Below are 25,908 nucleotides of genomic sequence, written 5' to 3'. Positions count from 1 at the left end.
TTTCCCCCTTCGTTACAACTACCTATTTGCTATATCGTATTTTTTTAGGCGCTTTTCGTATAAGGCCGTGTGCACATAAGCAATAATAAATGCCATAGCCATCATAATGACTGTTGTCACAAACCATGTTACGGTCATGCCACCCCAAATTTTCTTAAATGCAAATGCTGGCGCAAACCAGTTCATCACAGGAATACTAAAAATTAAAATAAAGTAAAATATCGTTAAGCCAAAACCTGTTGTAAATTCATCTTTCATAATTTTGCTAGTTGCTGCATCTAGTGGTGGAAGATCTTTCACATCCACTGTTCCAGCTTCCACATAGTCATAATCATGACTTCCTACTTCTTCCATACGTCAACTCCCCTTTCTTTATATCAGTAAATAATTATCTGAAATTTCAAATTATTATTCACTACAATTATTCTATTCTATTTCTCAGACAATATAGTTATAAAATATTGCTGTATTAGTACAAAAAAATGCTATTTTAAGGTAAAATACTTTTATCATTCTATTTAAGGGAGTGGATAACATTTTAAAGGTGGCATGGTATATTGAAAGCTCATTTGATAGACAGCAGATGGGCACATGGCTAGAAGAGGCTTTACCAAACGCTTTTGAGAATTGTACAGAGCCACAAGCAGAGGATGAGTGCATTATCATCTACGAAATTAATCGTTTATTCGATTGGGTGAAAATCAATCGTTTAAAAAGAAATTACCCTAACAGCATCATTGTTCCGATTGTTACAGAACACCTCACCTATTCAACTGGTATAGCAATTGAACTGGTTCTACCTACACTTCTGATCAAACCATTACAAAAATCAAAATTTTTACGTATTATAAAAAAGCTCTACACCTCCTATCAGGAAAAAAAAGCGAGTACGCTTACATTGCTTGAACTATCACAGCAAGTACCGCAAAGTCATGCTTCACCCTTTAGGGAAGCATTTCTAAAGCGTCTTATACGAGGAGAAATTAATGATGAGCTAGAAATTATACAATCTGCCTCATTTTTATCAACAAACTGTATACCTAATATTGTGTTTTTAATTCAGGGCTACATTGATGTCAATGATCAGAGGACTATTACTATTCCTCATGATGCAAGTAGCATTATTACCAATGTGTTTCGCCAAAATTTTGCGGGAAAAGCACCCATATCCTTTTTATATTTTGAGCGTTATTTGCTACTTCTTATGCGTATTCCCAGTGAATATAATTCCTTCAAGCATTGGCTGGAAGGTGAGGCATGTTTATTGGAAGTCATTGAGACGCTAAAAAAAGACTATAGCATTCATCTTTTTATGGGGGTTGGTGGTGTATTTCAAGATGCTATGCAGGTGAAAGAATCCTATAGTCAAGCCCGCAAAGCACGGAGAAAGCCGCCTATCCAGAATATTCATATACGCTATTATGAGGATTTAACAAAGCATGAGCAGCTTCAAAAGGCTATTTATTATATTGAAGAGCATTATGACGAGCAAATTACAATTAGTGATGTTGCGAAATTTATTAACTTTAGTCCAACACATTTTAGCAGACTATTTAAAAAAGAAACTGGTCGTAATTTTGTTGATTATGTGGCATTTACTCGTATTATTAAAACATTACCACTTTTACGAAGGTACGATTATACGATAGAAAAAATTTCCTCTATTTGTGGCTTTAACACACCTAATTATTACAGTTTAACATTTAAAAAATACGTGGGTATATCGCCAACAAACTACCGAAATACAAAAGAGATTTTATTTAAATAAAACGCAAATCCCTCAACAAGGAGATTTGCGTAATAATGGGGCTATCAGACACATTCACAACTTCCTGACAGCCCCATTTTCTTTATTCACTAAAAATTTGTTTTTTTAAGCATAATATTTTTCTACAACCGTTGCACAGCGCGCACATACAGTTGGCTGTGCCTGATTAGCACCAACTGTTTCAGAAATGGACCAGCAGCGCTCACATTTCTCGCCTGCTGCTTTTTCTACAACAATAGAGACATGTTCAAGTGCTAGGGCATGAGCAGGCGCTTCTGCTATTGCCGCTACCTCAAATGCAGAAACAATGGAAAGCTGTGCAAAATCAATAGTTGCATCGTTCAATAATGCTACAATATCCTCTTTTGCATAGACAGTCACTTTTGCTTCAAGTGATTTACCAATTATTTTAGCATTACGCGCTTCCTCTAATGCTTTTAAAATATCATCACGCACATCAATGACTTTCTCCCATTTTGCACGAAGGCTATCAAAATTCGCTTGGTCATCTACCTCTGGGAAGTCTGTTAATTGGACAGAAACTTCCTCAACAAGACCTTGTGCATGTAGGTAGGACCACATCTCATCAGTTGTATGTGGAATAATTGGTGTCATTACTTTCACCAATGTCATTAATGTATCGTAAATAACCGTTTGCATTGCACGACGGTCTTTATTGTCATAGCCCTCAATGTAGACAACATCCTTCGCAATATCTAAATAGAAGGAAGATAACTCTACAGCAACAAAGTTATTCACAACATGGTAGACAGCAGCGAAATCATAACGATCATAAGCAGCACGAACTGTTTTTAAGACGTCTTGCAAGCGCATATAGACATATTGATCCATTTCACGAAGCTCTGCATAAGCGACACGATCTTTCTTTGGAGCGAAATCAGCGATATTGCCATGTAAGAAGCGCAATGTATTACGAATTTTACGATATACTTCGGACACTTGCTTCAACATATCCATTGAAATACGTACATCGGCTGTATAGTCAACAGAAGCCACCCATAGACGCAAAATATCTGCACCATATTGATCCATTACTTTTTGTGGCACAATGGTATTTCCTAGCGATTTACTCATTTTACGTCCTTCACCATCAAGCACAAAGCCGTGCGTTAAAAGCCCTTTATAGGGTGCATAGCCATTGATCGCTACCGATGTAATAAGGGATGAGTTAAACCAGCCACGGTGTTGGTCAGAGCCTTCTAAATAAAGATCAGCTGGATACTTCATACCACGCTCTACTAAGACACCTTGGTGTGAAGAACCTGAGTCAAACCATACATCCATAATATCGTTTTCTTTTGTAAATTCACCATTTGGGCTACCTGGATGTGCAAAGCCTTCTGGCAATAATTCCTTCGCCTCTTTTTGGAACCAAATATTTGATCCATGCTCACGGAATAATGCAGCTACATGGGTAATCGTTTCTGGTGTAATAATGGGTTCACCATTTTCAGCGTAGAAAATTGGAATCGGTACTCCCCATGCACGTTGACGTGAAATGACCCAGTCACCACGGTCACGAATCATATTATAAAGACGTGTTTCACCCCAAGCAGGTGTAAAGGTTGTTGCTTTTACTGCCTCTAATAGTTCCCCACGGAATGCTTCAACAGATGCAAACCATTGTGGTGTTGCACGATAAATAACAGGTTTTTTTGTACGCCAATCGTGCGGATATGAGTGTGTAAAGAAGTCAAGCTTTTCTAATGCCCCTACTTCTTTTAGCTTTTCTGTAATTAGTTTATTGGCATCATTATAAAACACACCTTCAAAACCAGGTGCTTCATCTGTATAACAGCCGTTATTATTAACAGGGCTAAGCATACCTAAACCATATTGCTTACCAATATGATAATCGTCTTCCCCGTGCCCAGGTGCTGTATGAACACATCCCGTACCCGCTTCAGCAGTTACGTGTTCACCTACCATAATAAGAGATTCACGATCATAGAATGGATGCTGTGCTACAAGACGGTCAAGCGCTTCACCTTTTACTTCCTGTACAACCTCATAGTCTTCCCAGCCAAGCGTAGTTGCCACTGACTCTAATAATTCTTTGGCGATGATGAATTTTTTATTAGCCACGGCCACTACAACATAGATAAATTCAGGATTTAAAGAAATCCCTAAGTTCGCTGGGAGTGTCCAAGGCGTTGTTGTCCAAATAATAAATTTCGCATCTGCAGGTACAACGCCTTTTGCCTCTTTAATCGCAAAGCTGACATAAATGGATGGTGATTTAATATCTTTATATTCGATCTCAGCTTCTGCAAGAGCCGATTCGGAAGACGGTGACCAATAAACAGGTTTTAATCCTTTATAAATATAACCCTTTTCCGCCATTTTACCAAATACTTCAATTTGGCGTGCTTCAAATTCAGGCTTTAATGTAATATACGGATTTTCCCACTCACCACGGATACCTAGACGTTTAAATTGCTGGCGTTGATTGTCGATTTGCTCATAGGCATACTTTTCACAGAGCTGACGGAATTCCGCTACAGACATTTCCTTACGTTTAACACCTTTGTTTGTCAGTGCTTGCTCAATTGGTAGACCATGTGTGTCCCAGCCTGGCACATAATTCACATGGTAGCCAGACATAGAACGATGACGTGTAATCATATCTTTTAACACTTTATTTAATGCGTGACCAATATGAATATCACCATTTGCATAGGGAGGTCCATCGTGTAAAACAAACTCAGGACGCCCTTTTGTACGTTCCAGCTGTAATTTATTAATATCCATGTCATTCCATTTGTCTTGCATTTTTGGCTCATTTGCCGGTAAATTCCCCCGCATTGGGAAATCTGTTTTGGGCATTAATAAAGTATTTTTGTATTCAACCATTAAAATTCCTCCTTAAATATTACAAATAAAACATCGTATAGACATCTACAACAGTTATCGGCAAACATCCCAATTCTTAATGCTTCTGCTTGCAAATAAAAAAAGCCCTCAATCCCTAAAAGGGACGAGAAGCTTCTACTCGCGGTACCACCCTAGTTGCAGTACAATTCAAATTGTACTACCTCTTTCAAGCACGTTAACGTTGTGCGCTACGAAATAACTTACTTCTTTCAGTTATTTAGCTCAGAAGTGATCTTCATTGTTAGTTGTTTGTTTGGGCTTGCACTATCCCCAAATCGCTTCACTACACCTAACAATTACTGTCTTCGTCTCTGCCTATATGCATATCTGTTCAAATAATTGATAGTATAAAGTATATGAAATTCAAACATTCACGTCAAGTTTCAATTACGATGGGCAAGAGAAAGGTCACATATCTTCTAAATCTTGTGCTTCCTCTACAGACGCTTGAATTTCTGTTAAATCAATATCGTATTGCAGCAAATGATCCCAATCATCTGCATTTAATAGATCAAGCTGTGCCTCCACAAGCATTTTAAAGCGATTTCGGAATACCTTGGATTGTTTCTTCAACTCATCAATTTCAATTGTTACCTTACGTGCCTTGGTTAACGCTTCATTGACAATTCGATCAGCATTTTTCTCAGCTTCTTTCACAATAAGCTTTGCCTCTTTTTGTGAATTTCTACGTACCTCATCTGCTGCCTCTTGTGCCACAACAATGGATTTTTGTAAGGTTTCTTCTAAGGAGTTAAAATGCCTCGCCTGCTCTAAAGCAATTTCTAGCTGTCGATCAACTTCTTTTTTTTCACGCAATAAAATTTCGTAATCTTTAATAATCTGATCTAAAAATTCATTGACCTCGTCCTCAGCGTAACCCCTGAAGGTCTTTGTAAACTCCTTATTATGTATATCAATAGGTGATAATGGCATACAATCCTTCTCTCCTTTACGTGTACATTCGTATTTCCTATTATACAATTGTTGCGACAACTTAGCAGTAAAAATTAATGAAAATTACTTCAATTTCAAGCTTTTTGGGCCAATCGACCGATTTGTAGACGAATTTTATCTTTTTTTGTACGGCCTTCTGTCATAATAATTTTAACACGGCCACTTCCTCGTATCGATAAAATATCCCCCTCTTGTAATTCAAAAGCAACAGTATCTCGCTCTGTCCAATTAACACGTACTTTGTTCCCTGTAATAAGCGCTTGTGCTTTTTGACGTGACACGTTTAAAATAGTCGCAATAATCACATCTAAACGCATTGAAGACACCGTATGAGATTCTTCAAGCCATTCGTCCTCATTGATAAGCAAAGGCTCCATTTCCTTCATCGTCTCTACATGTACCTTCACTTTCCCAATGCCTGTTAAATGTAAACGAACATATTCTGCAACCTCTTGTGCAACAACAAATTGCACTTGATGCTCGTTCACCCGAATATCCCCAAACTTACCACGATTTAAGCCCAGTGATAGCAATGCACCCAGAACATCAGGATGTCGTAGCTGAACAAATTTTACAGGATAGTGTATCGTAAACGCTACAAGCTGAAAATCATCCTCAGTTGGTTCATAGTAGGTAGGAAAAATCAACATACGCTGCCTCTCCGCCTCTTCAAATAACCCTGCACTTGCTATTTTTAACGTATCATCCTGTCCAATAATCGATGTCACAATAAAGCGCTGTCTTGGATCAAGAAAATCTGTGAGCTTTGGTGCATAGCGGTCTTCCACTTCACGCTGCCAATTGATCACTTGTTCAATAAAGGGCTGTTCTTCTTTTCGAAAATGCTGAATTAAATGTTCCATTTTTCTGATCTCCTTTGTTCCCTATTCTTCTCCATTTTATGGGCTAGCTAAACGTTATAATGTGGGCTATGCCATTATTTCAAGCGAACTGTCCTGCATTTGATAAGAGACTATCCGCTTCTTCTAACCATTCTATTACTTTATTTCCTTCTCTTTCGATCATCTATCATGCACATTCAGAGTTCTATCCGCTACATTTCTCATCCTATCCATCACTTTTAGCATTTTATCCTATATAGTTCAACGGGCTTTCTGCCACCCTCAGCCATTGATTCATCGCTTCTCACAGCACTAAAAAAATCCTCACTAAATTGTGAGGATTTTTTTAAAGAAACATAAAGTATATTTTCTGAATGACTATATAAAGCCCTCTTTCTATAAAATTCAGCATAAAGATCGCCACGATTGGTGAAATATCAATCATGCCAATAGGTGGAATAAATCTTCTAAAAATCCCTAAATACGGCTCACATACTTTTGCCAGCATGCGTCCAAATGATGAATTTTGAGCGGCAGGCACCCACGACATTAAGATATATATAATTAGCAAAAATGAATAGATCCTAAATGCTAATGATACATATTTAAGTATAATCAAAAAAGTCATATCAACTACAATCCTCGCTATTAATTATCGTCTAAAATAAAGTTCGTAATTTCCCCGGTTACTTCTACATTATCTGGTGTGCAAAGGAAAATATCTTTACCAATTCGTTGAATATCTCCTCCAAGGGCATATACTGTGCCGCTTAGAAAATCAATAATTCGTTTTCCTTGCTCACGTTCAATACGTTGTAAATTAACAATTGTTGCCCGTTTATTTTTTAAATGCTCTGCGATATCTTGGGCTTCCGCATACACTCTAGGCTCGATTAAAACAACTTTTGCTCCTTTCGAGCTCATTGCTGCCTGTAAGCTGACAATATTGTTAGGTGTTGCTGTGCTTTGTGGCATAATTTCATGAATGGGTGCTTTGCGTTCTTTCATCATTTTTTTAGGCTTTGCTGTATGAATTGGTTGCTGCTGATGTATGGATTGTTGCTGTTGAATAGGAGCTTGCGTGATCTCTTCTTCTAATTCCTCTTCAAGGTAAAAGAAGTTTTTAATTTTATTTTTCATGCTCATCCTGTTCCCCTCTTTCATTTCCAACAAGAGCCGTACCGACTCGAACAAAAGTAGCCCCTTCCTCTACCGCAATTTCAAAGTCATTAGACATACCCATTGATAACTCGGTACAAGGCGCATGTGCGAATCCTTGCTCGGCTATTTGCTGTTGACATTGTTTTAATTGCTTGAAAACAGAGCGAATAAGTGCTTTGTCTTCTGTATTTGGTGCCATTGTCATTAAACCTACAACTTGAATTTTTGTGAAGCTTGTTAATGTTTCTATAAAAGGTAAAACTTCTTCAACGGTTAAGCCATGTTTAGATTCTTCTTCAGAAACATTTACTTGTACAAAGCATTTAACAGGTTTTTCTGCTCGTTTTTCAATTTCTTGTGCCAAACTCAAACGATCTAAGGAATGTAAATAATCAATGTGATGAATGACTTGTTTTACTTTACGTGTTTGTAGTGACCCAATATAATGCCAACGCACATCGGCTTGAATTGCTGCAATTTTATGATTTAAGCCTTCAGGTCTATTTTCTCCTAAATGAATGAGTCCCGCATTAATTGCTTCTTGTGTTCTTTCTACAGAAACCTCTTTTGTTACTGCAATAATTTGAATATTACTAGTATCACGATTGCCTCGTTTTGCTGCTGCTATGAGTAAATCATTTATTTTGCTTAAATTTGTTAAGATTTTTGTCACTGTTTTTCCCAACTTTACAACAATAGTTTCTCTTATTGTAACAAGCAATGATTGATTTATCAATGAATAGCCTGACCTATATCAGCATAAGCTCGCATAAAAAGCGAATCTTTTGTATTAGGAGAGTGCTTTAACTAAAATAACATCCTTACCAACGACAAGCACATCTTTCATATACACTTTTCTTACAGATTCTTCCCCTTTAAAAAAGCCAAGATACTTGCGGGGCTCTGCAATCAAAAATGCCGTAACATAGCCTGTTTCTTTTGATACTTCAGCATCTACAACAAACCCTATAAAACGTCCATTTCCTGCTTCAATTACTTCTTTTTGCTGTAACATCGAGAATCGCACTAACATCCCTCCTCTATATATTACCATTTAATTCCATTCTAAAACGTTGCTATCTCTTTATATTTATGTATCAATTGTTCATTGAATGAAGAGAAAATGCGCACCGAATGATCGGATGCGCATTTTTTTATTTGTAATCTTTTTGCATTGTTTCAATTGCATTTTTTTCGAGGCGTGAAATTTGTGCTTGTGAAATGCCTAATTCCTTGGCAATTTCGGTTTGTGTTTCCCCATAATAAAAACGCTTTGCCACAATCATTTGCTGACGCTCATCTAACTTTTGTAAGCTTTCCTTCACCGAGACATAGGCAACCCATTGGTCCTCTGATACATCATCATCACGTAATTGGTCCATCATATAAACAGCGTCTCCACCATCTGAATAAATAGGCTCCTGTAGGGATACTGGATCTTGAATAGCATCTAAAGCAAATAACACGTCCTCTTTTTTCATATCAATCATATCAGCAATTTCTTCAATCGTAGGTTCTCGCAAATTATCAGTTATCCATTGCTCTTTTGCCTGCATTGCTTTATAGGCTATATCTCTTAAGGAGCGGGAAACTCGCAATGCATGATGATCACGCAGATGGCGACGAATTTCACCAATAATCATTGGGACAGCATATGTCGAAAATCGCACATTATGCTTTAAATCAAAATGATCAATGGCTTTCATAAGGCCAATACAGCCTACCTGAAATAAATCATCTGCCTGTTCACCTCGATAGGCAAATCGACCAACAATACTTAGCACTAACCTTAAATTGCACATCACAAGCTCCTCGCGGATTTCCGTTTCTCCAGCTTGCAAACGGATAAAGAGCTCCTTCATTTCCTCGTGCTTTAAAATTGGCAAAGTCGATGTATCTAAGCCGCAAAGATCTACTTTTGTTCGCATATTCGATTCCTCCGGATGTTATTCTCTGACTAAACCGTGACATCAGTTTGTCCGAGAGCAACAAGAATATGCACAAAAGCTACGACCAATTTTAGGTAGGTTAAATTTCCCTTTCTATGATATCGGTTGATTTAAGTTTTCACGTAAATCTTGAATAATTTTCTTTTCTAAGCGGGAAATATAGGATTGAGATATCCCTAAATGATCGGCAACCTCTTTTTGCGTCATTTCCGCTTTACCATTGAGACCAAAGCGACATTCCATAATATAGCGTTCACGTGCACCAAGTAAATTAATCGCATGGAACATATGCTGCCGTTCAATTTTTCGCTCTACATTATCTAAAATAATATGCTCTTCTGTTCCTAAAATATCTGATAATAATAATTCATTTCCATCTGCGTCGGAGTTGAGTGGTTCATCTAAAGAAACCTCACCCTTCATGCGACTTGTTTTTCGTAAATGCATTAAAATTTCATTTTCAATGCAGCGTGATGCGTATGTTGCAAGTTTAATATTTTTATCTGTATTGAATGTTTCAATCGCCTTGATTAATCCAATAGAGCCAATACTGATTAAATCCTCAATTGGCGTACCTGTATTATCAAAGCGTCTAGCAATATAAACAACAAGACGCAAATTGCGTTCAATTAGTGTATCTCTAGCTCGTAAATCACCGTTCATAAAGGATGCAATCACTGTAACTTCTTCTTCTCGACTTAGTGGCACTGGCAATGAATCATTTCCCCCTATATAGTACGTTTCACGACTTCGAAACTTACTCCATAATTTTTTCAAGCTAGCAAGTAGCCTAAGAAGCAATCGTTCTCCCCCTCTATGAGTTATTTGAAAGCGCTGAAAAATGTAAAATTGCTGCTGTGCTATGCGGAAAATTTTTAGCTTTTTTGGTTAACACGATATATTCATTTGTTTTCACTTGTGAAGACTCTCCCTTAATATGCCATTCATCAAATCGAAAACCAAGTACAACAGTTTGCTGCTGTACAGTATTAACATGAATAAATCGTATATAACGCTGATAATCTTCTGTAAACATGGATACATTGTACGGATCAGTTTCTTGCCACTCCATTAAGGATTTGCGGAAAGCTTCGGGTAAATGTGGTCGCAAAGCTGTATAAGAAACAAAGTGAACAGGTTTTCCTGAAAGGGGCTCAATCGCTTGATTGCCTGTATCGACAAAGGCAGAGAGCGGTATTGTTGCACCAAAAATTCTCAACGTTGTATCAAAGACAAATCGACCACTTAAGCGCTCAAGCTTCACGAAACCCCATTGCTTATAAAATACAATGAGATTTGCTACTGCAAGCAAGAAGCATATACTAATAAAATGAGTGACAGAAAGATTTTTTAAATAAGGTTGTACAGCTGTTAATAGACCGCCAATCACAATGGTTGCTGTTAAAGCAATAGGACCTTGCTTTTGAAAGCTTCGAAGCTTAAAGCGAAAAGCGATCCCAATAAGTAATAAAAAGCTTAACACCGTTGTCCACAGCATTTGACCCCCAATAACAGCTACTAAGCTACTACAAATCGAACTCATTAATAATCTTGAATTTTTCACAAAGACTCCTGTTACTCTTGCCGTAAACTTGAGTATCGCTAGATTAAAAAGCGTATTAATGAGCACCAGCCATTCTCCATACATAACAGCCGCCTCCTACTTACAAAGTTAGCATGTTCCTCCCACAAATATTGTCAAACAATCGCATCATTTTCTGAAAATGTTTTGACAAAAAACATGGTTTCCTTACACGATTGAACATCCTAGCCCCAATAGAAAAAGCTCGTATTCTACATATGTAAAATACGAGCTTTTTAGAAGTTGTCTCTTTCTTTTACCCACGATTTTTACGGTTGCGTAAAAATGCTGGTACTTCAAGCATATCATCTTGTGCATAATTTTGCTGATTTTGACGTGGCTGCTCTTGTTGTATAGGCATTTCTTGTCGTTGTTCACGAATAGGTGCCTGTTGCTGCGGAGCAGATTGTCTATTATTTATATTGAGTGACGGTTTCGGTGTACTGCGTTGTTGCTGTAAAACTTCCTCTGAGAAACCTGTCGCAATAACTGTCACGATGATTTCATCTTTTAGATTTTCATTAATTACTGAACCGAAAATCATATTGACTTCTTCATCGGACGCAGATGCTACGATATCTGCCGCCTCTTGGACTTCAAATAAGCTAAGATTCGAGCCGCCTGTAATGTTCATAAGAACACCTTTAGCTCCATCAATTGACGATTCAAGCAGAGGACTGGAAATCGCTTTCTTTGCTGCTTCAGAAGCTCTGTTTTCGCCTGTAGCAATACCAATACCCATTAATGCAGAACCCTTGTTAGACATAATTGTTTTCACATCAGCAAAGTCTAAGTTAATAAGACCCGGTGTGGCAATTAAATCTGAAATACCTTGTACACCTTGACGTAAAACATTGTCAGCTTCTCTGAAAGCTTCTAACATTGGTGTAGATTTATCGACAATTTGTAGGAGCTTGTCATTTGGAATAACGATTAGTGTATCCACTGATTCTTTCATGCCACCAATCCCACCAATAGCCTGTGTTTGACGTTTACGCCCTTCAAATGTGAATGGGCGTGTCACAACACCTACTGTAAGGGCTCCCAGCTCACGAGCAATTTGTGCAATTACAGGGGCTGCACCAGTGCCTGTTCCGCCTCCCATACCTGCTGTGACGAAGACCATATCCGCACCGCGTAGCACCTCTTCTAGTTGCTCACGACTTTCTTCTGCAGCCTTTTTACCTACTTCAGGGTTTGCTCCTGCACCTAATCCTCGCGTTAGTTTAGCACCAATTTGAAGCCTTACTTCCGCTTTTGATAAATTTAATGCCTGTGCATCTGTGTTCACTGCGATAAAGTCAACACCTTGTACACCATGCTCAATCATGCGATTAACAGCATTGTTACCGCCACCGCCAACGCCTATGACCTTTATTACTGCAAGTTCATCAACACTTGTATCAAATTCTAACATCTCTTTTTCCTCCCACGGTAACTCGACTCTGTATCATTCATTACGCATTCTAGTTAATCAAAAAACTTATCAAATAACTTTTTTGCTTTCCCGATTACGCTTTCTTTTGGTTCTGAAGGTGCAGAATACTCTTGCTTTTTATGTGTAGCTGCTTGAGCTCCTACAACTGCATATTCAACAGGCTGCGTATTCGTACTTTTACCGTAAAAATCATCTTCTAAATGGGCGTAACGAATAAGTCCAACTGCCGTCGCAAATGAAGGCTCTCTGACGCCAATATAATCGGGTGTATAGATTCTTACACGCGTTTGTAGAATTTGACGTGCTAATTGGGCGATACCTTCAAGCTTTGCAACACCACCTGTTAAAACAACGCCACCTGGTAAATCTCGAACACCTAAACGTGCCAATTCGTCAATCACTAACTCCAATAACTCCTCTAAACGAGCACCAATAATTTCTGATATATAACGCTGGCTATACTGGTCAGTAGAATCTGTACCCACAATTGGCACTTCAAAAACTTCATCATCTGATGCATCGTCATAAAAGGCATGTCCAAATTGGTGTTTTATTTGCTCTGCTTGCTCTGTTGGGGTTTTTAAAACGATTGAAATATCTTTCGTTATATGATCACCACCGACTGGTATAACACCTGTATGCGTTAACAATCCCTCTTCAAATACGGCAATTGTTGTAGAGCCACCTCCCAAATCTATAAAGGCAGTCCCTTGGTTCTTTTCGTCTTCTGTTAAAGCGAAGTAGCCTGCTGCTAATGGCTGCAAATATATTTCTCGTATACTTAAACCAGCTCGCTCCACACAGCGAAGAACATTGTGTAAAAGCGTTTTGGATGTTGTTATCATTGTTGCATCCATTTCGAGACGAATGCCAATCATACCACGTGGATCTTTAATTTCATCAAGATTATCCACAATAAACTGTCTCGGAATGATGTTCACTAATTCACGTTCAGGAGGTATCGACATGACTTGTGCAGATTCTACCACTCTGTCTAAATCATCATCTGTAATTTCTCTGTTTTCACTATTTACAGCGACAACGCCTTTAACTAGCTGTAACATCGTCTGGTTAGCAGGAACACCTAAAACGACTTCTTGAATTTGATAGCCTGTCATTCGTTCGGCTTGTTCTACTGCCTTTCGAATAGATTGGACTGTTGCATCAATATCAACAATTGCACCTTTTCGAACGCCATTCGATTTTACATTTCCGACGCCAATTACATGTAATTGTCCGTCACTCATTTCACCGATTAATACCTTGATAGAGGACGACCCTATATCAAGAGAAATGTATAAATCTTGCTGATTCAATTCGCTGCACCTCCTTGGAAAATCCTCTTATTTTCATTCTATTGTAAATTTAGCATAATGTCTAAGCAAATCGGGTATTTTGGTCAATTTTTCTCTTATTCTATAGGAGTTTTCTTATTATTGTGATGTTTCTCATCTATGCGTATTAGTAAAATACGCCTAATTATTGCTATATTTTGGAACAAACGTACACCGAAAGCGAAAATGGCTGCTAAATACAAATCTATCCCTAAATTCACGCCTAAAAAGGCTAGTCCGGCTGCGAGTACAATATTAAAAAAGAATCCTGATAGAAATACTTTGTCATCATATACTTGTTGTAATTGAGCGCGAATACCACCAAATAATGTATCTAAAGCTGCTAACACAGCTATTGACAGATAATTTTCATATATAGAGGGGATTTGTATATTTGTTAATAAGCCAAGTGCAAGTCCAAATATCAAACCTAAAAATGGTAGCCACATATATTAATCTCCTTTTTTTACCTCTGCTAAATAATCATTTGTCAATGGCTGATCAAATGCTGGTATTTGTAAGTGTTCGATGGGCTCCCCAATCCCTAATTTATAATTATCTAAATAAAACGAATCAATAAATGTGGAGGCTTGTAGCGAATTATACATTTTTTGAGCTGCCTTAAAATCGCTTGTCCCAACATAAATTACAAAGGATGACGAAGACAGTGGTAGACTATTCACTGTTGTCCTTCCATTAATATCTCGAATAGCGGTTGTTTGAACAACACGATTTCCATCTATCGAGACACTTGTAGCATCGTTTTTAAAAAGCTCATTTAATAATTGTGTTAATAAATCTGGTGAAATTTCTTTTATTTCATAACCCATGGCTATTAATTCTGCCGCAGGTTCAACCTGAAGTATCACCCCTGGCCCTTTGACTTCTGTGAGGCCTGCCTGGAGCTTTAAACGATTAAAGGTTTCTGTTAAAGCTGCCTGCTGATTCACTTTTTCAGATTGCTCATAGCGACCCACTACTTCCTGCAGTGAGCGAATTTCTGCCAGTAATGTGGAATGTCGTTGTTTTTCTTGTGCCAATTCCTCTCTGATTGCCCAAATATCTCGTGTATCTCGCTCAGCTGGTTTTTGCATGGTATTGTATTGTACCGCTATCATCAAACCGATAATAAATAGCACGATCGTTATTCGGGTATACATATTTCTTTGCAAAATAGCCCCTCCTAGACGTATCGTATGCCTCCTTAGAATACGATCCTCAATTGTAAGCTTCTACAATCAGCCACTTATTTGGAGGCTAACATTGAACATTTAATGTAAAATAGAGCTTGTCCTTAACTTTCTACTTTTGCTTTTGGCATTGTCAGCTTCTGACTTTCTTCTAGTGATACCACGATATTATCGTTTAATAATTGATCGACTACACCACCATTTAAATTTAAAGAAGCCAGTAAAGTTTTGGCATCACCTATCGCTTCAATGACAAATGGAGCAGGATGCTGTGTACCATCAATTGTTATCACTGGACCATTACAGCGAATATAGGAGGTAGCCATTACCCGTTGTCCATTGATGGCAATCGCTTGAGCACCCGAAATTTTAAGCTCATTTAGCAATTTAAAAATATGGCTTTCATGGACAATATACTCGTTAGGATTGAAGGATTTCGGATCATAGTCTCCATCTTGCAATGTGATACGTACGCCCTTTCCTTCACCCTTTAATTCGCCAAGTAATAGCCGTAAATCCTCCGCCTGCTCCACTAGTTTTTGATAGGCTTTTTCATCAGCAACAAATGATTTTTCATATTTCCGAATCTGTTCTTGTAGACTGTTTAATTCCTCTGAAAGTTCCTTGTTGCGTTCCTGCTGTGTAATTAGCTCCTCCCGGTATGACTCTTCTTGCTCAAAAAGCTCGGAATCTATGGTACCTGCTTCACGCTTATCTTGCGCCTGGTTGTATGAATAGCCGATAATAAATCCTGTTGTTATACAAACAATCAATAATTCAAATTGTCTTCTAGTAAAAAAACTTCCCTTGCTATTCTTCTTGTTGTTCATCTTCTGTCACTTCCTGGTTAACCATTTCCCCATCTACACTAGCTTCTATGTCGATGTCTAGCTTATTGTACTCCTCATTAAAAGGACGATAGTAGGAGCCAACTTCTAAATCGATGACACCTTTTTCCAAGTTAGCAATCTGTGCTACAATTGAAGGGTAATAATTTAACTTTTCCGCTAATGTTTGAACAACAGCTCGTACCTCATAGCCATCATTCATATAAAGCTTCACTGCATTTGGATTCGTTTCATTATTATTTGTGTTAACCTGAGAAATTAAAGCTAATACCTCTGGCTTTAACTGCGCTAGTTGCTCAACAAGCCTATGAATCGTTTTTTCACCGGTTATGCCGAGAAAAACAGGTGCATCAATGGGATGATCATTACCTGTTTGCTCGAAACGCTTGCCATTTTCAAGCAGGGGATAATAGGTGCCGTCACCAGCTAAATACGCAACCTTTTTCCATTCTTTAATAGTAATCGTGATGCCTTGCAGCCAATTACGCTTAACATGTGCTTCCTTTACCCATTCATCGTTTAGTAACTGCTTTTCAATATCTTCTACTTTAAAGCCCCACATCGATTTACCTGGTTCAAGCGTACTCACTTCCAAATAATATTGTTTATCTGCAAGCTTAGCACCATTAACAGTTATTTTCTTAATATCGCTGTACGGAGATTGAAAATAAAGGAGTACCGCTAAAACAATAAAGAAAAGTAATATAAGTACGATAAATTTCCGATTTGTACGCTTTTTTCGTCGCTTTTTTAGCGTAGGTATACGATCTTCTATATCAATTACTTTCTCCAAAAAGTACCCCTCCTTTATATTTATTTCGCTAATTGATAAATAATACCTATTATTAACCACATTGTTACTAAAGATGTTCCTCCGTAGCTAATAAAAGGCAATGTTACGCCTGTTACGGGCACTAAACCAATTACTACAGCTATATTAAGAAATGCTTGCACCATCAGCATTGTCACAAGCCCTATAATGGCATAGTAGGATGTTCGCGTTTTAGCCTGTACAGCAAATTTATAGCCTGCATAAATAACTAGTACAAAAAGGGCTAAAATAACGAGACCCCCGATTAATCCAATCTCTTCTAAAATAATGGCATAAATAAAATCATTTTGTGGCTCTGGCAAGTATAAAAACTTTTGGCGACTTTGGCCAAAGCCATGTCCAAAGATACCAGCTGGCCCAATTGCCATGAGTGATTGGACCGCTTGAAATCCACTTACCAAAGGATCAGCCCAAGGATCAAGAAATGCCTCTATTCGCTTGAGTCGGTATGGTGCTGTCACAATCATCCCTACTAATCCCGCAATGCCAGCCAACATAATGATGGCGTATAGCTTTAAGGGATAACCTGCTACAAAAAACAATAAAAACACTGAAACGACTAGAATAAATACAGAGCCAAAATCAGGCTGCAACATAATAAGCACAACAGGTAATAGCAAGATCAAGCCATGACGCCAATTTACAATCGGTGCTCCTGTTTTATGTTGCGCCAATATATGGCTCAAATACACAATGACTGTAATTTTCGCTAGCTCTGCTGGCTGAATTGTTAATGGTCCTACACCAATCCAGCTTTGAGAGCCATTTCGCACAAGTCCAATTCCTGGGATTAACACAAGAACAAGTAAAATAAGCGAAAATATATAAGCCATTTTCCAAAAGGACTGCTCTCTCAAAATATTTAAACGAATTGTGATGAAAAACACGATCATCGCAACCACAAAATAGACACTTTGCTTCATATAAAACGGCATTTTTCCACTATAATGAATGGCACTCCAATAAGTACCTGCAGAATAGACGAAAATAATGCCGATTATTGATAGCATCAAAGTTGTGACGAGCAATAAGTAGCTTTCTTTCCCTCTCAGTAATGCCATCCTTCCAAGTCAAGTATATTCTAAAATAGTTACAGGGCCATTACAGCTTCATTACAGCATCAATAAAAACATCGCCGCGTATTTCAAAGCTGTCATATTGATCCCAACTTGCACATGCTGGCGATAATAAAATCACATCACCCTCTGCTGACATCGGTGCGGCATAATGGACAGCATCTTCTACATTCTGTGCAATAACTGTTTGTGAAACACCACAGGATTTCGCAAACTCTACAAAACGTAAACCTGTTTCACCAAATGCGACAACACCTTTTACATGATGCATGCAAGGGCGTAATTCTTCAAAAGAGTGCCCGCGATCTAAGCCCCCTGCTAGTAAAATAACAGGTGCTTGGAAGGCATCTAATGCACTCTTTGTAGCTAAACAGTTTGTTGCTTTGGAGTCATTGTAAATCTTTCGACCATTCCACTCACGGACAAATTGTGTACGATGTCTTACACCTCCAAATGTCGCTAAAACCTCTTCCATTTTTTCTTTAGCACAGCCCACTAATATACAGGCTGCTACTGCTGCTAAAATATTTTCTAAATTATGCTTACCTGGCAACGCGATATTGGCTCGTTCCATATAAGGCTCGCCTTGCCAGTAAATCGTTGTATCATCGGCACTAATCCCATTTGCTGTACGTTTGGTAACACTAAATGGAATTTTTTGTGCATGTGATCGTGCTGCATAATCCGCAACAATCGGTTGATCCGCATTATAAATAAAATAATCACTACTATCTTGATTCCGAGCCACAGCAAACTTTGCTTGTGCATAATTATCAAATGTCCCATGATAATCGAGATGAGCATCATAAAGATTTGTTAATATGGAAATTTTAGGCTTAAATGTTTGCGTCCCCATTAATTGAAATGAAGACAACTCTGTCACAATCACATTATCCTGCGTTGCTTCTTTCGCAACACCGCAGGCTACTGTGCCAATATTACCAGCAATCAATGGATTTTTATTACCTTTATTAAGCATATCAAAAATTAATGTTGTCGTTGTTGTTTTACCATTTGAGCCTGTGATACCAATAAACGGTGCTTCGCTAATTAAATAAGCAAGCTCAATTTCTGTCCATACAGGAATCTCTCGGCTAATCGCATCAGCCACAATGCGATTACTATAAGGAATCCCTGGATTTTTCACTACTAATTCAAAGCCCTCATCAAGTAAATCCTCAGGATGGCGGCCACAAATTACTGTAATGCCTTTTTGTAATAAACCCTGGGCATCTGGGCTTTCATCAAATGGTTTGGAATCATTAACTGTTACAAAGGCGCCAAGCTCATGTAAAATTTCAGCAGCTGCCACTCCACTTTTAGCTAGACCTAGCACAAGTATCTTTTTATGTTGTAAATCTGTATAGTTTTTCATTAAAACGCCTCCGATAAGACTGCAATCAATGCTACTGCTAAGGCAGTTGACCAAAACACAAGCACTACTTTCCATTCTGACCACCCTGATAATTCAAAATGATGATGGATAGGACTCATTTTAAAAATACGTTTTTTTCGAAGCTTGAAGCTACCTACCTGCAAAATAACAGATAGTGTTTCAATTACAAATACCAAGCCCACCAACAATAGTAAAAACTCTTCTTTTACTAAGACGGATACCATCGCTAATGCGCCACCTAATGCTAATGAACCTGTATCACCCATAAATACCTTTGCTGGATTAGCATTAAACAGTAAAAATCCTAATAAGGCACCTGTTACAGCAAATGCAAATAGAGCGATATCTGCTTGACTTTGGAAGAGTGCAATAACACCAAATGCGGCAAAGGCAATAGACGCTGTTCCTGCTACTAGTCCATCCAAGCCATCCGTTAAATTCACTGCATTTGAGAAGCCTACTAACCAGAAAATTAAAAAGGCTACATAGAAAACTTCAAGATCAATTGTCCACTCTGTAAATGGAACCGCAAGCGTTGTATCAAACGACCCAATATGCAGAAGGAAATAAGCAAGAATGGCAATAATAATTTGACCAATCAGCTTTTGAAGTGAAGTTAATCCTAAATTTCGCTTAAAAACAACCTTTAAGCCATCATCCAATAAACCGATTAATCCAAACCCTGCTAATACTAATAGCAGCACGATGGTTTGGGTTGTTAATAAATCTAAAAAGCTCCCTACACCCACAGTCGTTAGGATAATAGAAATTAAGAAAATAATACCTCCCATTGTCGGTGTACCAGCTTTTTTCATATGGGATTTTGGCCCTTCCTCACGAATACTTTGCCCAAATTTTAGGCGGCGAAGAAGTGGAATACTAATTGGTGCCAGGATAACTGTTACTATAAAAGCAAGAGCTAAAATGGTAAGTGTTGTTGCGAGTTTCATTGAAAAATCTCCTTTAAATCTTGTTTCACTTTCTTCTTTTGGAAAAAAGCATAAACTTTCATTGTATTTATTACTACCCTTCATAATAATAGTGGTTTTTTCCCATTTTTTAAAGGTAAAGTTATATTAGTTCTCCAAATATAAATGAATGGTACCATCTTGTTTGATAACACTATCCACTTCAGGCAATTGATTGCCAATTTTAGTGCCTTCTCCATGCCATTCTATACGGAATGGATAAAATTGCTTAGCAATATCATCTTTTGTTTGACCGATAAAATTCGGTACCTTCACAGTAATTGGATCGCCATAACGATAATCCTTTTCAAGCTGTTCCTTTGATTTTTCAATACCTACAAAAGGTGCAACATCCTCAATCATTTGCCCAACAATAGGTGCTGCTACAACACCACCAAATTGTGTCGTCTTTTTTGGATTGTCAACAGCTACATAGACGACAATTTGGGGATTGTCTGCTGGTGCAAAGCCAATAAAAGATACAATATATTCTCCACTTTTATAACGGCCATTCTCGACCTTTTGTGCTGTTCCTGTTTTACCACCAATCCGTAAGCCATCTCGAAAGGCTTGTCGCCCTGAGCCATTCGCCACTACAGACTCCAATGCACCTCGAACCTTTGCAGAGGTTTCCTCTCGAATCACCTGATTTTTAACAGTTGATTTCGTTTCTTGTATAACCTCTCCTGTTTTTGGATTAAAAACCTTTTTCACAACATACGGCGTATAAAGCTTGCCTCCATTGATGGCAGCAGCAACCGCTTGAACTTGTTGAATTGGCGTTACGGCTACTCCTTGCCCAAATGAAGTAGTGGCCTGCTCAACAGGTCCAAAGGCTTCCTTAGAAAATAAAATCCCAGAGGCTTCGCCAGCAATATTAGAACCTGTCTTTTGACCAAAGCCAAAATCTTTAATATATTGCAGCAGGCGTTCATTGCCTAGTCGCTGTCCTAGTTCGATAAAGCCTGGGTTACAGGAGTTTTCAACTACCTCTAAAAAGGTTTCATGTCCATGTCCCTCACGCTTCCAGCATCGAAGCTTAGCGCCAGCAACCATTGTATACCCTGGATCATGAAATGTGTCATTTTCTAAATCCACTAAATTTTCTTCCAATGCTGCACTAAGGGTAATAATTTTAAAAGTAGAGCCTGGCTCATAGGTCATCCACACTGGTAAATTTCGATTATAGATAGCTGGTTCCACTAATTGATAGTTAGCAGGATGAAAAGTTGGATAGGAGGCTAATGCTAAAATTTCACCATTATTTGGATTCATTGCAATAGCCAATGCTTGATCAGCATCATAGCGCTTCATTGCCTGCGATAATTCACGCTCAATGACCTGCTGGACATCCACATCAATAGTTAGCTCAATCGTTGCTCCATCTTCTCCTGCTTTCCAAGCACTCGCAACATTTGATAAATTATTGCCCTTAGCATCCGTAAAAAGACGAATTGCAGAAGAGTTAGCTGTTAAAAATTTATTATATTCATATTCAATACCAGCCAAGCCCTGGGCATCATAGCCTGTAAAGCCTAAAAATCGAGAAAGCATCGTACCATAAGGATAGTCCCGAGAATAATCAACACCACTATAGAGTCCTTCAATTTGCATCCCTTGTAATTTCACTGCTTTTTCATAGGGGATATTTTTTCCTTCTGGTGCTAGCTTGACTAAGTAATCTTTTTTCATCATCTTCTCGAGAAGCTTCTCTTTATCCACTTCTAAAACTTGTGCAATTTTTTCAGCTGCTCCTTCAATATCCTTACTTTGAGCAGGCATAAAGTATAAAGTAGGTGCTAGCTTATTCGTGACAATACTTTCACCATCACGATCTGTAATATGCCCTCGTTCATTGGCAAATGGAATTTCTCGATCCCAGTTTTCTTCTGCCTTCTTCGTCAGTTCTTTTTGATCCAATACCTGCAAAAAGAACAACCGAATAATAATTGCTGCTACTACACACATAAACAGTACATATAAAATTCGTAAACGTTTTTTAGAATGGATAGAAATCCACTTCATTCGACATCACACCTTGTTTTTTACAACGTATGAAAGAAAGTGGACTTCTATTCAGCGTTATTTTCACCCTCTGTTTGTTCAAGCTCCTCTTCTGAGACTTCTCCCTCAGTGGCAGCTTCCACATCCTGTATAAAACTTTCAGCAGGCGTTTTAAGTTTGACAACAATTGGTGAGCTATCATTAATAACCGTTCCTGCTGATACGCTCTGACTAGCAACAAAGCCCTCACCGAAAATTTCCATCTCTATTCCTGTCATTGCCTTGAAAACAAGTAAATTTCGTAATGACCAATTCGTAAAGTCTGGTAATGTACTATCACCATCTGTTTTTAAAAATACAAAACTACCTTTTACGAGTTTTTGAGCATCTTTTGGATATTGATCAATAATTTGACCGCCACCGCCAACAATTACTGGCTGTAAACCATCATTTGCTAACTCTACTTGAATAGCCTCTGCATTGCGGTCTGTATAATCCTGAATGCTTACCTGCTCCACATGCTGGACATCACCAGGATTAATATTTAGATGCTTTAAGCTATTTAACATAACAGGATTAAATACTTTCGATACAGGCACCGAACCTTGCTCCCCCTGTTTTAATTTTGGCTTTTTCACGGAAACATAGACAATCAACTGTGGATCATCTACAGGAGCCAAGCCTAAAAAAGAATAAAGATATTGGTTTGAAAGATAACCGCCACTTGCTTTTGGAATTTGGGCAGTACCTGTTTTCCCAGCTACCTCGTAATCCTCCAGTATAAAATCCTTTGCTGTACCTTTTTCAGCTGTTAATGTAGACGCAAGAATTTCTCGTACTTGTTTAGCTGTATCTGCTTTAATTGGCTGTCCTTTTTCAACAGGTTTATGGTTTTGAAGAACTTTTCCTGTTGATGGGTCTACAATACGCTCAATAACGTATGGCTGCATCATTTTGCCATCATTTGCGATAGCCGTCATTGCCTGTACTAGCTGAATAGGCGTTACAGTAGAACCTTGACCAAAAGTAGTCGTTACGCGTTCAACTGGATATTTGGATAACAATGTACCTGTTGCTTCATTTGGCAAATCAATGCCTGTTTGCTGCCCAAAACCAAAGCGATCTAAATAATCAAAAAAGACATCTTCACCAATAATTTTTAATAGGTGTGCCATCGCTGTATTGGATGACCGTTGAAATCCTTGTAAGTAGGTAATCGTGCCCCAACCTCTACCATTATTATGGTCTTTAATTACCTGATCAAGCACTTGGTATCTACCTGACGCATAGGTTGCATTTGGTGGCCATGTATTTGTATCAATCGCCGAAGCAAGCGTAAATGTTTTCATGGTTGAGCCAGGTTCAATGGTTTCCTCAATCACTTCATTGAGCCACTTCATATTTTGGCTATCTCGTGTTTCAGGGTTAAATGTAGGACGCTGGGACATCGCTAAAATTTTCCCTGTTTTTGGATCTGCAACAACCGCTGTCATTGCTTCAGGGCTATATTCATTTTCAACCTTTGTCATCGCTTCTTCTAAAAAGCTTTGAATAGTTTTATCAAGTGTTAAATAAATATCATTTCCGTCTTTTGCTGGTGTAACCATTTTCTCACTATTCGGTAGCAAATAACTAAAGGCATCTGTTTCATACTTGACCTTCCCATTTACACCTGTTAGCTCTTTATTATACGTATATTCAAGACCCATTTCGCCTTTTGTGATGGTAGTTCCATCGCCATTATCCTTTTTTAATGCATAGCCTATTAAATGTGAGGCAAATACACCATTAGGATAATAACGCTTTAAGTCATTCACAAATAAAATACCTGGCAATTTTTCCTCCTTGATTTTCGTCATAACCTCATAACTAATGCCTCGACCTGCACTACCAAACTCTACTTGATATAGAGGTTTCCCATCGCTTCGATAACGGTTATTTAACTTTTTAACAATATCCTCTTTCTTCAATTCAGGAATATGCTTAGCTAAAACTTCTGCTGTTTTTTCAGCATCCACAACATGTCGAGGATCTTTTGCATTAGTTGTAGCCGCTTCACTAACAATTGCTACTAATCGATAGCTTAATGTATCCTCTGCTATCACCTGACCATTGCGATCATAAATCTTTCCTCGATTGGCTGTAATTATACTTTCTTTGCCATACTTAGCTGCCGCTTTTGCAGCAAGCTCCTGTCCTTCTATTTGTCCCGTCGCTTGAATGGTTACCATTCTTGTGAATAATAGAAAAAAGAGCCCTCCATAAAAAATTAATAATAGAAAGGCTCCCCATTGGAATCGAAATCTCTTTTTTTTCATTCTCCCGGCACTACCTTTACATTTTTCTCATTTTGAGTTAAACCGAGTTTTTCCGCTTTTTTCCATATATTTTCATATGTAGAAAGTTCACTTACACGAACTGTTAAGTCAACATTCTTTCTTGCCACTTTATCTGCTTCTATTTCAATTTTTTGGATGTCTATGCTTGTTGTTTGAATAGCTGCTTGTTTATTTAGCACAAAGATGCCTAATACAGCGATCATACCAACTAATAAAAGTAGCATTGTTTTTTCAAACTTCTGGTTTGTTTTTTTACGACGTCTGATAGTGGGTTGTGGACTAGGTGGTGTTATTGGTTGTTGCACTTGTTGATGTTGGTGCTGCCTTACACGAACTGCTGCCATTTACTCACGCCCTTTGTCGTTAATTTTCTCTACCACTCTAAGCTTTGCTGAACGTGCACGATTATTAACCGCAAGTTCCTCATCAGAGGGAACAATCGGTTTTCGCGTAATAAGCTTTAAAGTGGGCTTCTTGTCATCAGGAATTACAGGTAAATTTGGTGGTAATTCCGGTAATGATGACGCTTCCTTAAAAATGGTCTTGCATAGGCGGTCTTCCAATGAATGGAATGTAATAACACTGATACGTCCACCTACGTTAATCATCTCAATCGCATCGACTAATGAATCCTCTGCTGCGCCTAGTTCGTCATTGACAGCAATTCGTATTGCCTGGAAAACGCGCTTCGCCGGATGTCCACCCTTTCGGCGTGCCGCTGCTGGAATACCCTCTTTAATTAATTCTACAAGTTGACTAGTCGTTTCAATCGGCGCTACCTTACGCGCTGCTTCAATTTTACGAGCCACTTGCTTTGAAAACTTTTCTTCCCCATAACGGAAAAATATCCGCACAAGGTCCTCATATGCCCACTCGTTGACAACCTCAAATGCTGTGAGTGTTGCTGTTTGATCCATACGCATATCGAGCGGGGCATCATGGTGATAGCTAAAGCCTCGTTCAGGTGTATCTAACTGTGGAGAAGATACGCCTAAATCATATAAAACACCATCAACCTGTTCGATGCCATGAGCTAGTAATTGCTCTTTTAAATAGCGAAAATTCGAATGGATAAATGTTACACGCTCTATAAAGGGCGCTAAGCGAATTTTTGCATTTTCTATAGCCGTTGTATCTTGGTCGAAGCAAATTAAACGACCTTTATCTGATAATTGTTGTACTAAATATTCACTGTGTCCTGCACCACCTAGCGTACAATCCACATAAATACCATCAGGATCGATGTTCAACCCATCAACAGTTTCTTTTAATAACACGGTTGTATGATCGAACATACCACTCGCTCCTCTCAGGCCTTAACCTTATTAGCTG

At 38.3% G+C, this 25,908-nt stretch carries 25 protein-coding genes and 1 other annotated feature; of the genes, 1 reads left to right on the top strand and 24 read right to left on the bottom strand.

What is annotated here, in order from left to right; all coding sequences use genetic code 11:
* Nucleotides 1–18: 18 nt before the first annotated feature.
* A complete protein-coding gene (locus MHB44_RS05310) occupies nt 19–354 on the bottom strand; it encodes a hypothetical protein (protein ID WP_341301863.1) in 336 nt (111 codons plus the stop codon).
* Between the two features lie 172 nt (nt 355–526).
* Between MHB44_RS05310 and MHB44_RS05305 the strand changes: the two genes are divergently transcribed.
* Complete coding sequence (locus tag MHB44_RS05305) at nt 527–1,768, top strand: AraC family transcriptional regulator (protein ID WP_341301862.1); 1,242 nt, start codon at nt 527–529, stop codon at nt 1,766–1,768.
* A 105-nt stretch (nt 1,769–1,873) separates the two neighbouring features.
* Here MHB44_RS05305 and ileS read toward each other — a convergent pair whose 3' ends face one another.
* The 23 genes from ileS to rsmH form a co-directional block, all read right to left on the bottom strand.
* Nucleotides 1,874–4,642: an isoleucine--tRNA ligase gene (gene ileS, locus MHB44_RS05300; protein WP_341301861.1), complete on the bottom strand. Its 2,769-nt coding sequence runs from the start codon at nt 4,640–4,642 to the stop codon at nt 1,874–1,876.
* A 117-nt stretch (nt 4,643–4,759) separates the two neighbouring features.
* Nucleotides 4,760–4,984 (bottom strand) — a binding site (T-box leader).
* An 87-nt stretch (nt 4,985–5,071) separates the two neighbouring features.
* Entirely contained in the window at nt 5,072–5,596 is a 525-nt protein-coding gene (locus MHB44_RS05295; RefSeq protein ID WP_341301860.1) for a DivIVA domain-containing protein, read from the bottom strand.
* Nucleotides 5,597–5,691: 95 nt separating this feature from the next.
* Nucleotides 5,692–6,480, bottom strand: a complete 789-nt coding sequence (locus MHB44_RS05290) for an RNA-binding protein (protein ID WP_341301859.1) — start codon at nt 6,478–6,480, stop codon at nt 5,692–5,694.
* A gap of 325 nt (nt 6,481–6,805) precedes the next feature.
* Nucleotides 6,806–7,087, bottom strand: coding sequence for a YggT family protein (locus tag MHB44_RS05285; protein WP_053993845.1), 282 nt, complete (start codon nt 7,085–7,087; stop codon nt 6,806–6,808).
* Between the two features lie 20 nt (nt 7,088–7,107).
* On the bottom strand, nt 7,108–7,605 hold the full coding sequence (locus tag MHB44_RS05280; protein ID WP_341301858.1) for a cell division protein SepF: 498 nt from the start codon (nt 7,603–7,605) through the stop codon (nt 7,108–7,110).
* Entirely contained in the window at nt 7,589–8,293 is a 705-nt protein-coding gene (locus MHB44_RS05275) for a YggS family pyridoxal phosphate-dependent enzyme (RefSeq protein WP_341301857.1), read from the bottom strand. The genes MHB44_RS05280 and MHB44_RS05275 overlap by 17 nt, the downstream gene beginning before the upstream one ends.
* A 117-nt stretch (nt 8,294–8,410) precedes the next feature.
* Entirely contained in the window at nt 8,411–8,653 is a 243-nt protein-coding gene (locus MHB44_RS05270; RefSeq protein WP_340804647.1) for a YlmC/YmxH family sporulation protein, read from the bottom strand.
* Nucleotides 8,654–8,774: 121 nt separating this feature from the next.
* The gene (gene sigG / locus MHB44_RS05265) at nt 8,775–9,548 is read right to left on the bottom strand and encodes an RNA polymerase sporulation sigma factor SigG (protein WP_053993843.1); all 774 of its coding nucleotides are present in this window, start codon (nt 9,546–9,548) and stop codon (nt 8,775–8,777) included.
* 114 nt (nt 9,549–9,662) lie between these two features.
* A complete protein-coding gene (sigE, locus tag MHB44_RS05260; protein ID WP_083448453.1) occupies nt 9,663–10,370 on the bottom strand; it encodes an RNA polymerase sporulation sigma factor SigE in 708 nt (235 codons plus the stop codon).
* A 13-nt stretch (nt 10,371–10,383) separates the two neighbouring features.
* Nucleotides 10,384–11,217, bottom strand: a complete 834-nt coding sequence (locus MHB44_RS05255; protein WP_341301856.1) for a sigma-E processing peptidase SpoIIGA — start codon at nt 11,215–11,217, stop codon at nt 10,384–10,386.
* A gap of 190 nt (nt 11,218–11,407) precedes the next feature.
* Entirely contained in the window at nt 11,408–12,568 is a 1,161-nt protein-coding gene (ftsZ, locus tag MHB44_RS05250; RefSeq protein WP_341301855.1) for a cell division protein FtsZ, read from the bottom strand.
* A gap of 53 nt (nt 12,569–12,621) precedes the next feature.
* Complete coding sequence (gene ftsA / locus MHB44_RS05245) at nt 12,622–13,905, bottom strand: cell division protein FtsA (protein ID WP_341301854.1); 1,284 nt, start codon at nt 13,903–13,905, stop codon at nt 12,622–12,624.
* A gap of 95 nt (nt 13,906–14,000) precedes the next feature.
* Nucleotides 14,001–14,372 (bottom strand): small basic family protein, encoded by a 372-nt coding sequence (locus MHB44_RS05240; protein ID WP_341301853.1) that lies wholly within the window; start codon nt 14,370–14,372, stop codon nt 14,001–14,003.
* A gap of 3 nt (nt 14,373–14,375) precedes the next feature.
* A complete protein-coding gene (locus tag MHB44_RS05235; RefSeq protein ID WP_341301852.1) occupies nt 14,376–15,095 on the bottom strand; it encodes a DUF881 domain-containing protein in 720 nt (239 codons plus the stop codon).
* A 122-nt stretch (nt 15,096–15,217) separates the two neighbouring features.
* The gene (locus MHB44_RS05230; RefSeq protein WP_341301851.1) at nt 15,218–15,943 is read right to left on the bottom strand and encodes a DUF881 domain-containing protein; all 726 of its coding nucleotides are present in this window, start codon (nt 15,941–15,943) and stop codon (nt 15,218–15,220) included.
* Nucleotides 15,924–16,754, bottom strand: coding sequence for an FtsQ-type POTRA domain-containing protein (locus MHB44_RS05225; protein WP_341301850.1), 831 nt, complete (start codon nt 16,752–16,754; stop codon nt 15,924–15,926). Before MHB44_RS05225 ends, MHB44_RS05230 begins: the two co-directional genes overlap by 20 nt.
* A gap of 20 nt (nt 16,755–16,774) precedes the next feature.
* On the bottom strand, nt 16,775–17,854 hold the full coding sequence (gene ftsW / locus MHB44_RS05220; RefSeq protein WP_341301849.1) for a putative lipid II flippase FtsW: 1,080 nt from the start codon (nt 17,852–17,854) through the stop codon (nt 16,775–16,777).
* 40 nt (nt 17,855–17,894) lie between these two features.
* A complete protein-coding gene (gene murD, locus MHB44_RS05215; protein WP_341301848.1) occupies nt 17,895–19,244 on the bottom strand; it encodes a UDP-N-acetylmuramoyl-L-alanine--D-glutamate ligase in 1,350 nt (449 codons plus the stop codon).
* Nucleotides 19,244–20,215, bottom strand: coding sequence for a phospho-N-acetylmuramoyl-pentapeptide-transferase (gene mraY, locus MHB44_RS05210; protein ID WP_341301847.1), 972 nt, complete (start codon nt 20,213–20,215; stop codon nt 19,244–19,246). The genes murD and mraY overlap by 1 nt, the downstream gene beginning before the upstream one ends.
* Nucleotides 20,216–20,341: 126 nt before the next feature.
* Nucleotides 20,342–22,258: a stage V sporulation protein D gene (locus tag MHB44_RS05205; protein WP_341301846.1), complete on the bottom strand. Its 1,917-nt coding sequence runs from the start codon at nt 22,256–22,258 to the stop codon at nt 20,342–20,344.
* A gap of 47 nt (nt 22,259–22,305) precedes the next feature.
* On the bottom strand, nt 22,306–24,555 hold the full coding sequence (locus MHB44_RS05200; RefSeq protein WP_341301845.1) for a penicillin-binding protein: 2,250 nt from the start codon (nt 24,553–24,555) through the stop codon (nt 22,306–22,308).
* Nucleotides 24,552–24,920 (bottom strand): cell division protein FtsL, encoded by a 369-nt coding sequence (locus MHB44_RS05195; protein WP_341301844.1) that lies wholly within the window; start codon nt 24,918–24,920, stop codon nt 24,552–24,554. Before MHB44_RS05195 ends, MHB44_RS05200 begins: the two co-directional genes overlap by 4 nt.
* A complete protein-coding gene (gene rsmH / locus MHB44_RS05190; protein WP_341301843.1) occupies nt 24,921–25,871 on the bottom strand; it encodes a 16S rRNA (cytosine(1402)-N(4))-methyltransferase RsmH in 951 nt (316 codons plus the stop codon). It abuts the gene before it with no gap.
* Nucleotides 25,872–25,908: the final 37 nt, after the last annotated feature.

This window comes from Lysinibacillus sp. FSL H8-0500 (assembly GCF_038051955.1).
In the GTDB taxonomy this organism is placed as follows: domain Bacteria; phylum Bacillota; class Bacilli; order Bacillales_A; family Planococcaceae; genus Lysinibacillus; species Lysinibacillus macroides.
The sequence above is the reverse complement of the archived record's forward strand: the minus strand, read 5'-3'. Positions and strand labels throughout refer to the sequence as shown.

Excerpts from the sequence above, each read along its gene's own strand:
- MHB44_RS05270 (WP_340804647.1), bottom strand. The coding sequence starts at position 8,653 with ATGTTAGTGCGATTCTCGATGTTACAGCAAAAAGAAGTAATTGAAGCA.
- MHB44_RS05195 (WP_341301844.1), bottom strand. The coding sequence starts at position 24,920 with ATGGCAGCAGTTCGTGTAAGGCAGCACCAACATCAACAAGTGCAACAA.
- MHB44_RS05205 (WP_341301846.1), bottom strand. The coding sequence starts at position 22,258 with ATGAAGTGGATTTCTATCCATTCTAAAAAACGTTTACGAATTTTATAT.
- MHB44_RS05290 (WP_341301859.1), bottom strand. The coding sequence starts at position 6,480 with ATGGAACATTTAATTCAGCATTTTCGAAAAGAAGAACAGCCCTTTATT.
- mraY (WP_341301847.1), bottom strand. The coding sequence starts at position 20,215 with ATGAAACTCGCAACAACACTTACCATTTTAGCTCTTGCTTTTATAGTA.
- ftsZ (WP_341301855.1), bottom strand. The coding sequence starts at position 12,568 with ATGTTAGAATTTGATACAAGTGTTGATGAACTTGCAGTAATAAAGGTC.
- MHB44_RS05200 (WP_341301845.1), bottom strand. The coding sequence starts at position 24,555 with ATGAAAAAAAAGAGATTTCGATTCCAATGGGGAGCCTTTCTATTATTA.
- ftsW (WP_341301849.1), bottom strand. The coding sequence starts at position 17,854 with ATGGCATTACTGAGAGGGAAAGAAAGCTACTTATTGCTCGTCACAACT.
- MHB44_RS05255 (WP_341301856.1), bottom strand. The coding sequence starts at position 11,217 with ATGTATGGAGAATGGCTGGTGCTCATTAATACGCTTTTTAATCTAGCG.
- ileS (WP_341301861.1), bottom strand. The coding sequence starts at position 4,642 with ATGGTTGAATACAAAAATACTTTATTAATGCCCAAAACAGATTTCCCA.
- sigG (WP_053993843.1), bottom strand. The coding sequence starts at position 9,548 with ATGCGAACAAAAGTAGATCTTTGCGGCTTAGATACATCGACTTTGCCA.
- MHB44_RS05240 (WP_341301853.1), bottom strand. The coding sequence starts at position 14,372 with ATGTGGCTACCATTTTTAGGTTTGATATTTGGACTTGCACTTGGCTTA.
- MHB44_RS05310 (WP_341301863.1), bottom strand. The coding sequence starts at position 354 with ATGGAAGAAGTAGGAAGTCATGATTATGACTATGTGGAAGCTGGAACA.
- MHB44_RS05280 (WP_341301858.1), bottom strand. The coding sequence starts at position 7,605 with ATGAGCATGAAAAATAAAATTAAAAACTTCTTTTACCTTGAAGAGGAA.
- MHB44_RS05285 (WP_053993845.1), bottom strand. The coding sequence starts at position 7,087 with ATGACTTTTTTGATTATACTTAAATATGTATCATTAGCATTTAGGATC.
- rsmH (WP_341301843.1), bottom strand. The coding sequence starts at position 25,871 with ATGTTCGATCATACAACCGTGTTATTAAAAGAAACTGTTGATGGGTTG.
- MHB44_RS05295 (WP_341301860.1), bottom strand. The coding sequence starts at position 5,596 with ATGCCATTATCACCTATTGATATACATAATAAGGAGTTTACAAAGACC.
- murD (WP_341301848.1), bottom strand. The coding sequence starts at position 19,244 with ATGAAAAACTATACAGATTTACAACATAAAAAGATACTTGTGCTAGGT.
- MHB44_RS05230 (WP_341301851.1), bottom strand. The coding sequence starts at position 15,943 with ATGAACAACAAGAAGAATAGCAAGGGAAGTTTTTTTACTAGAAGACAA.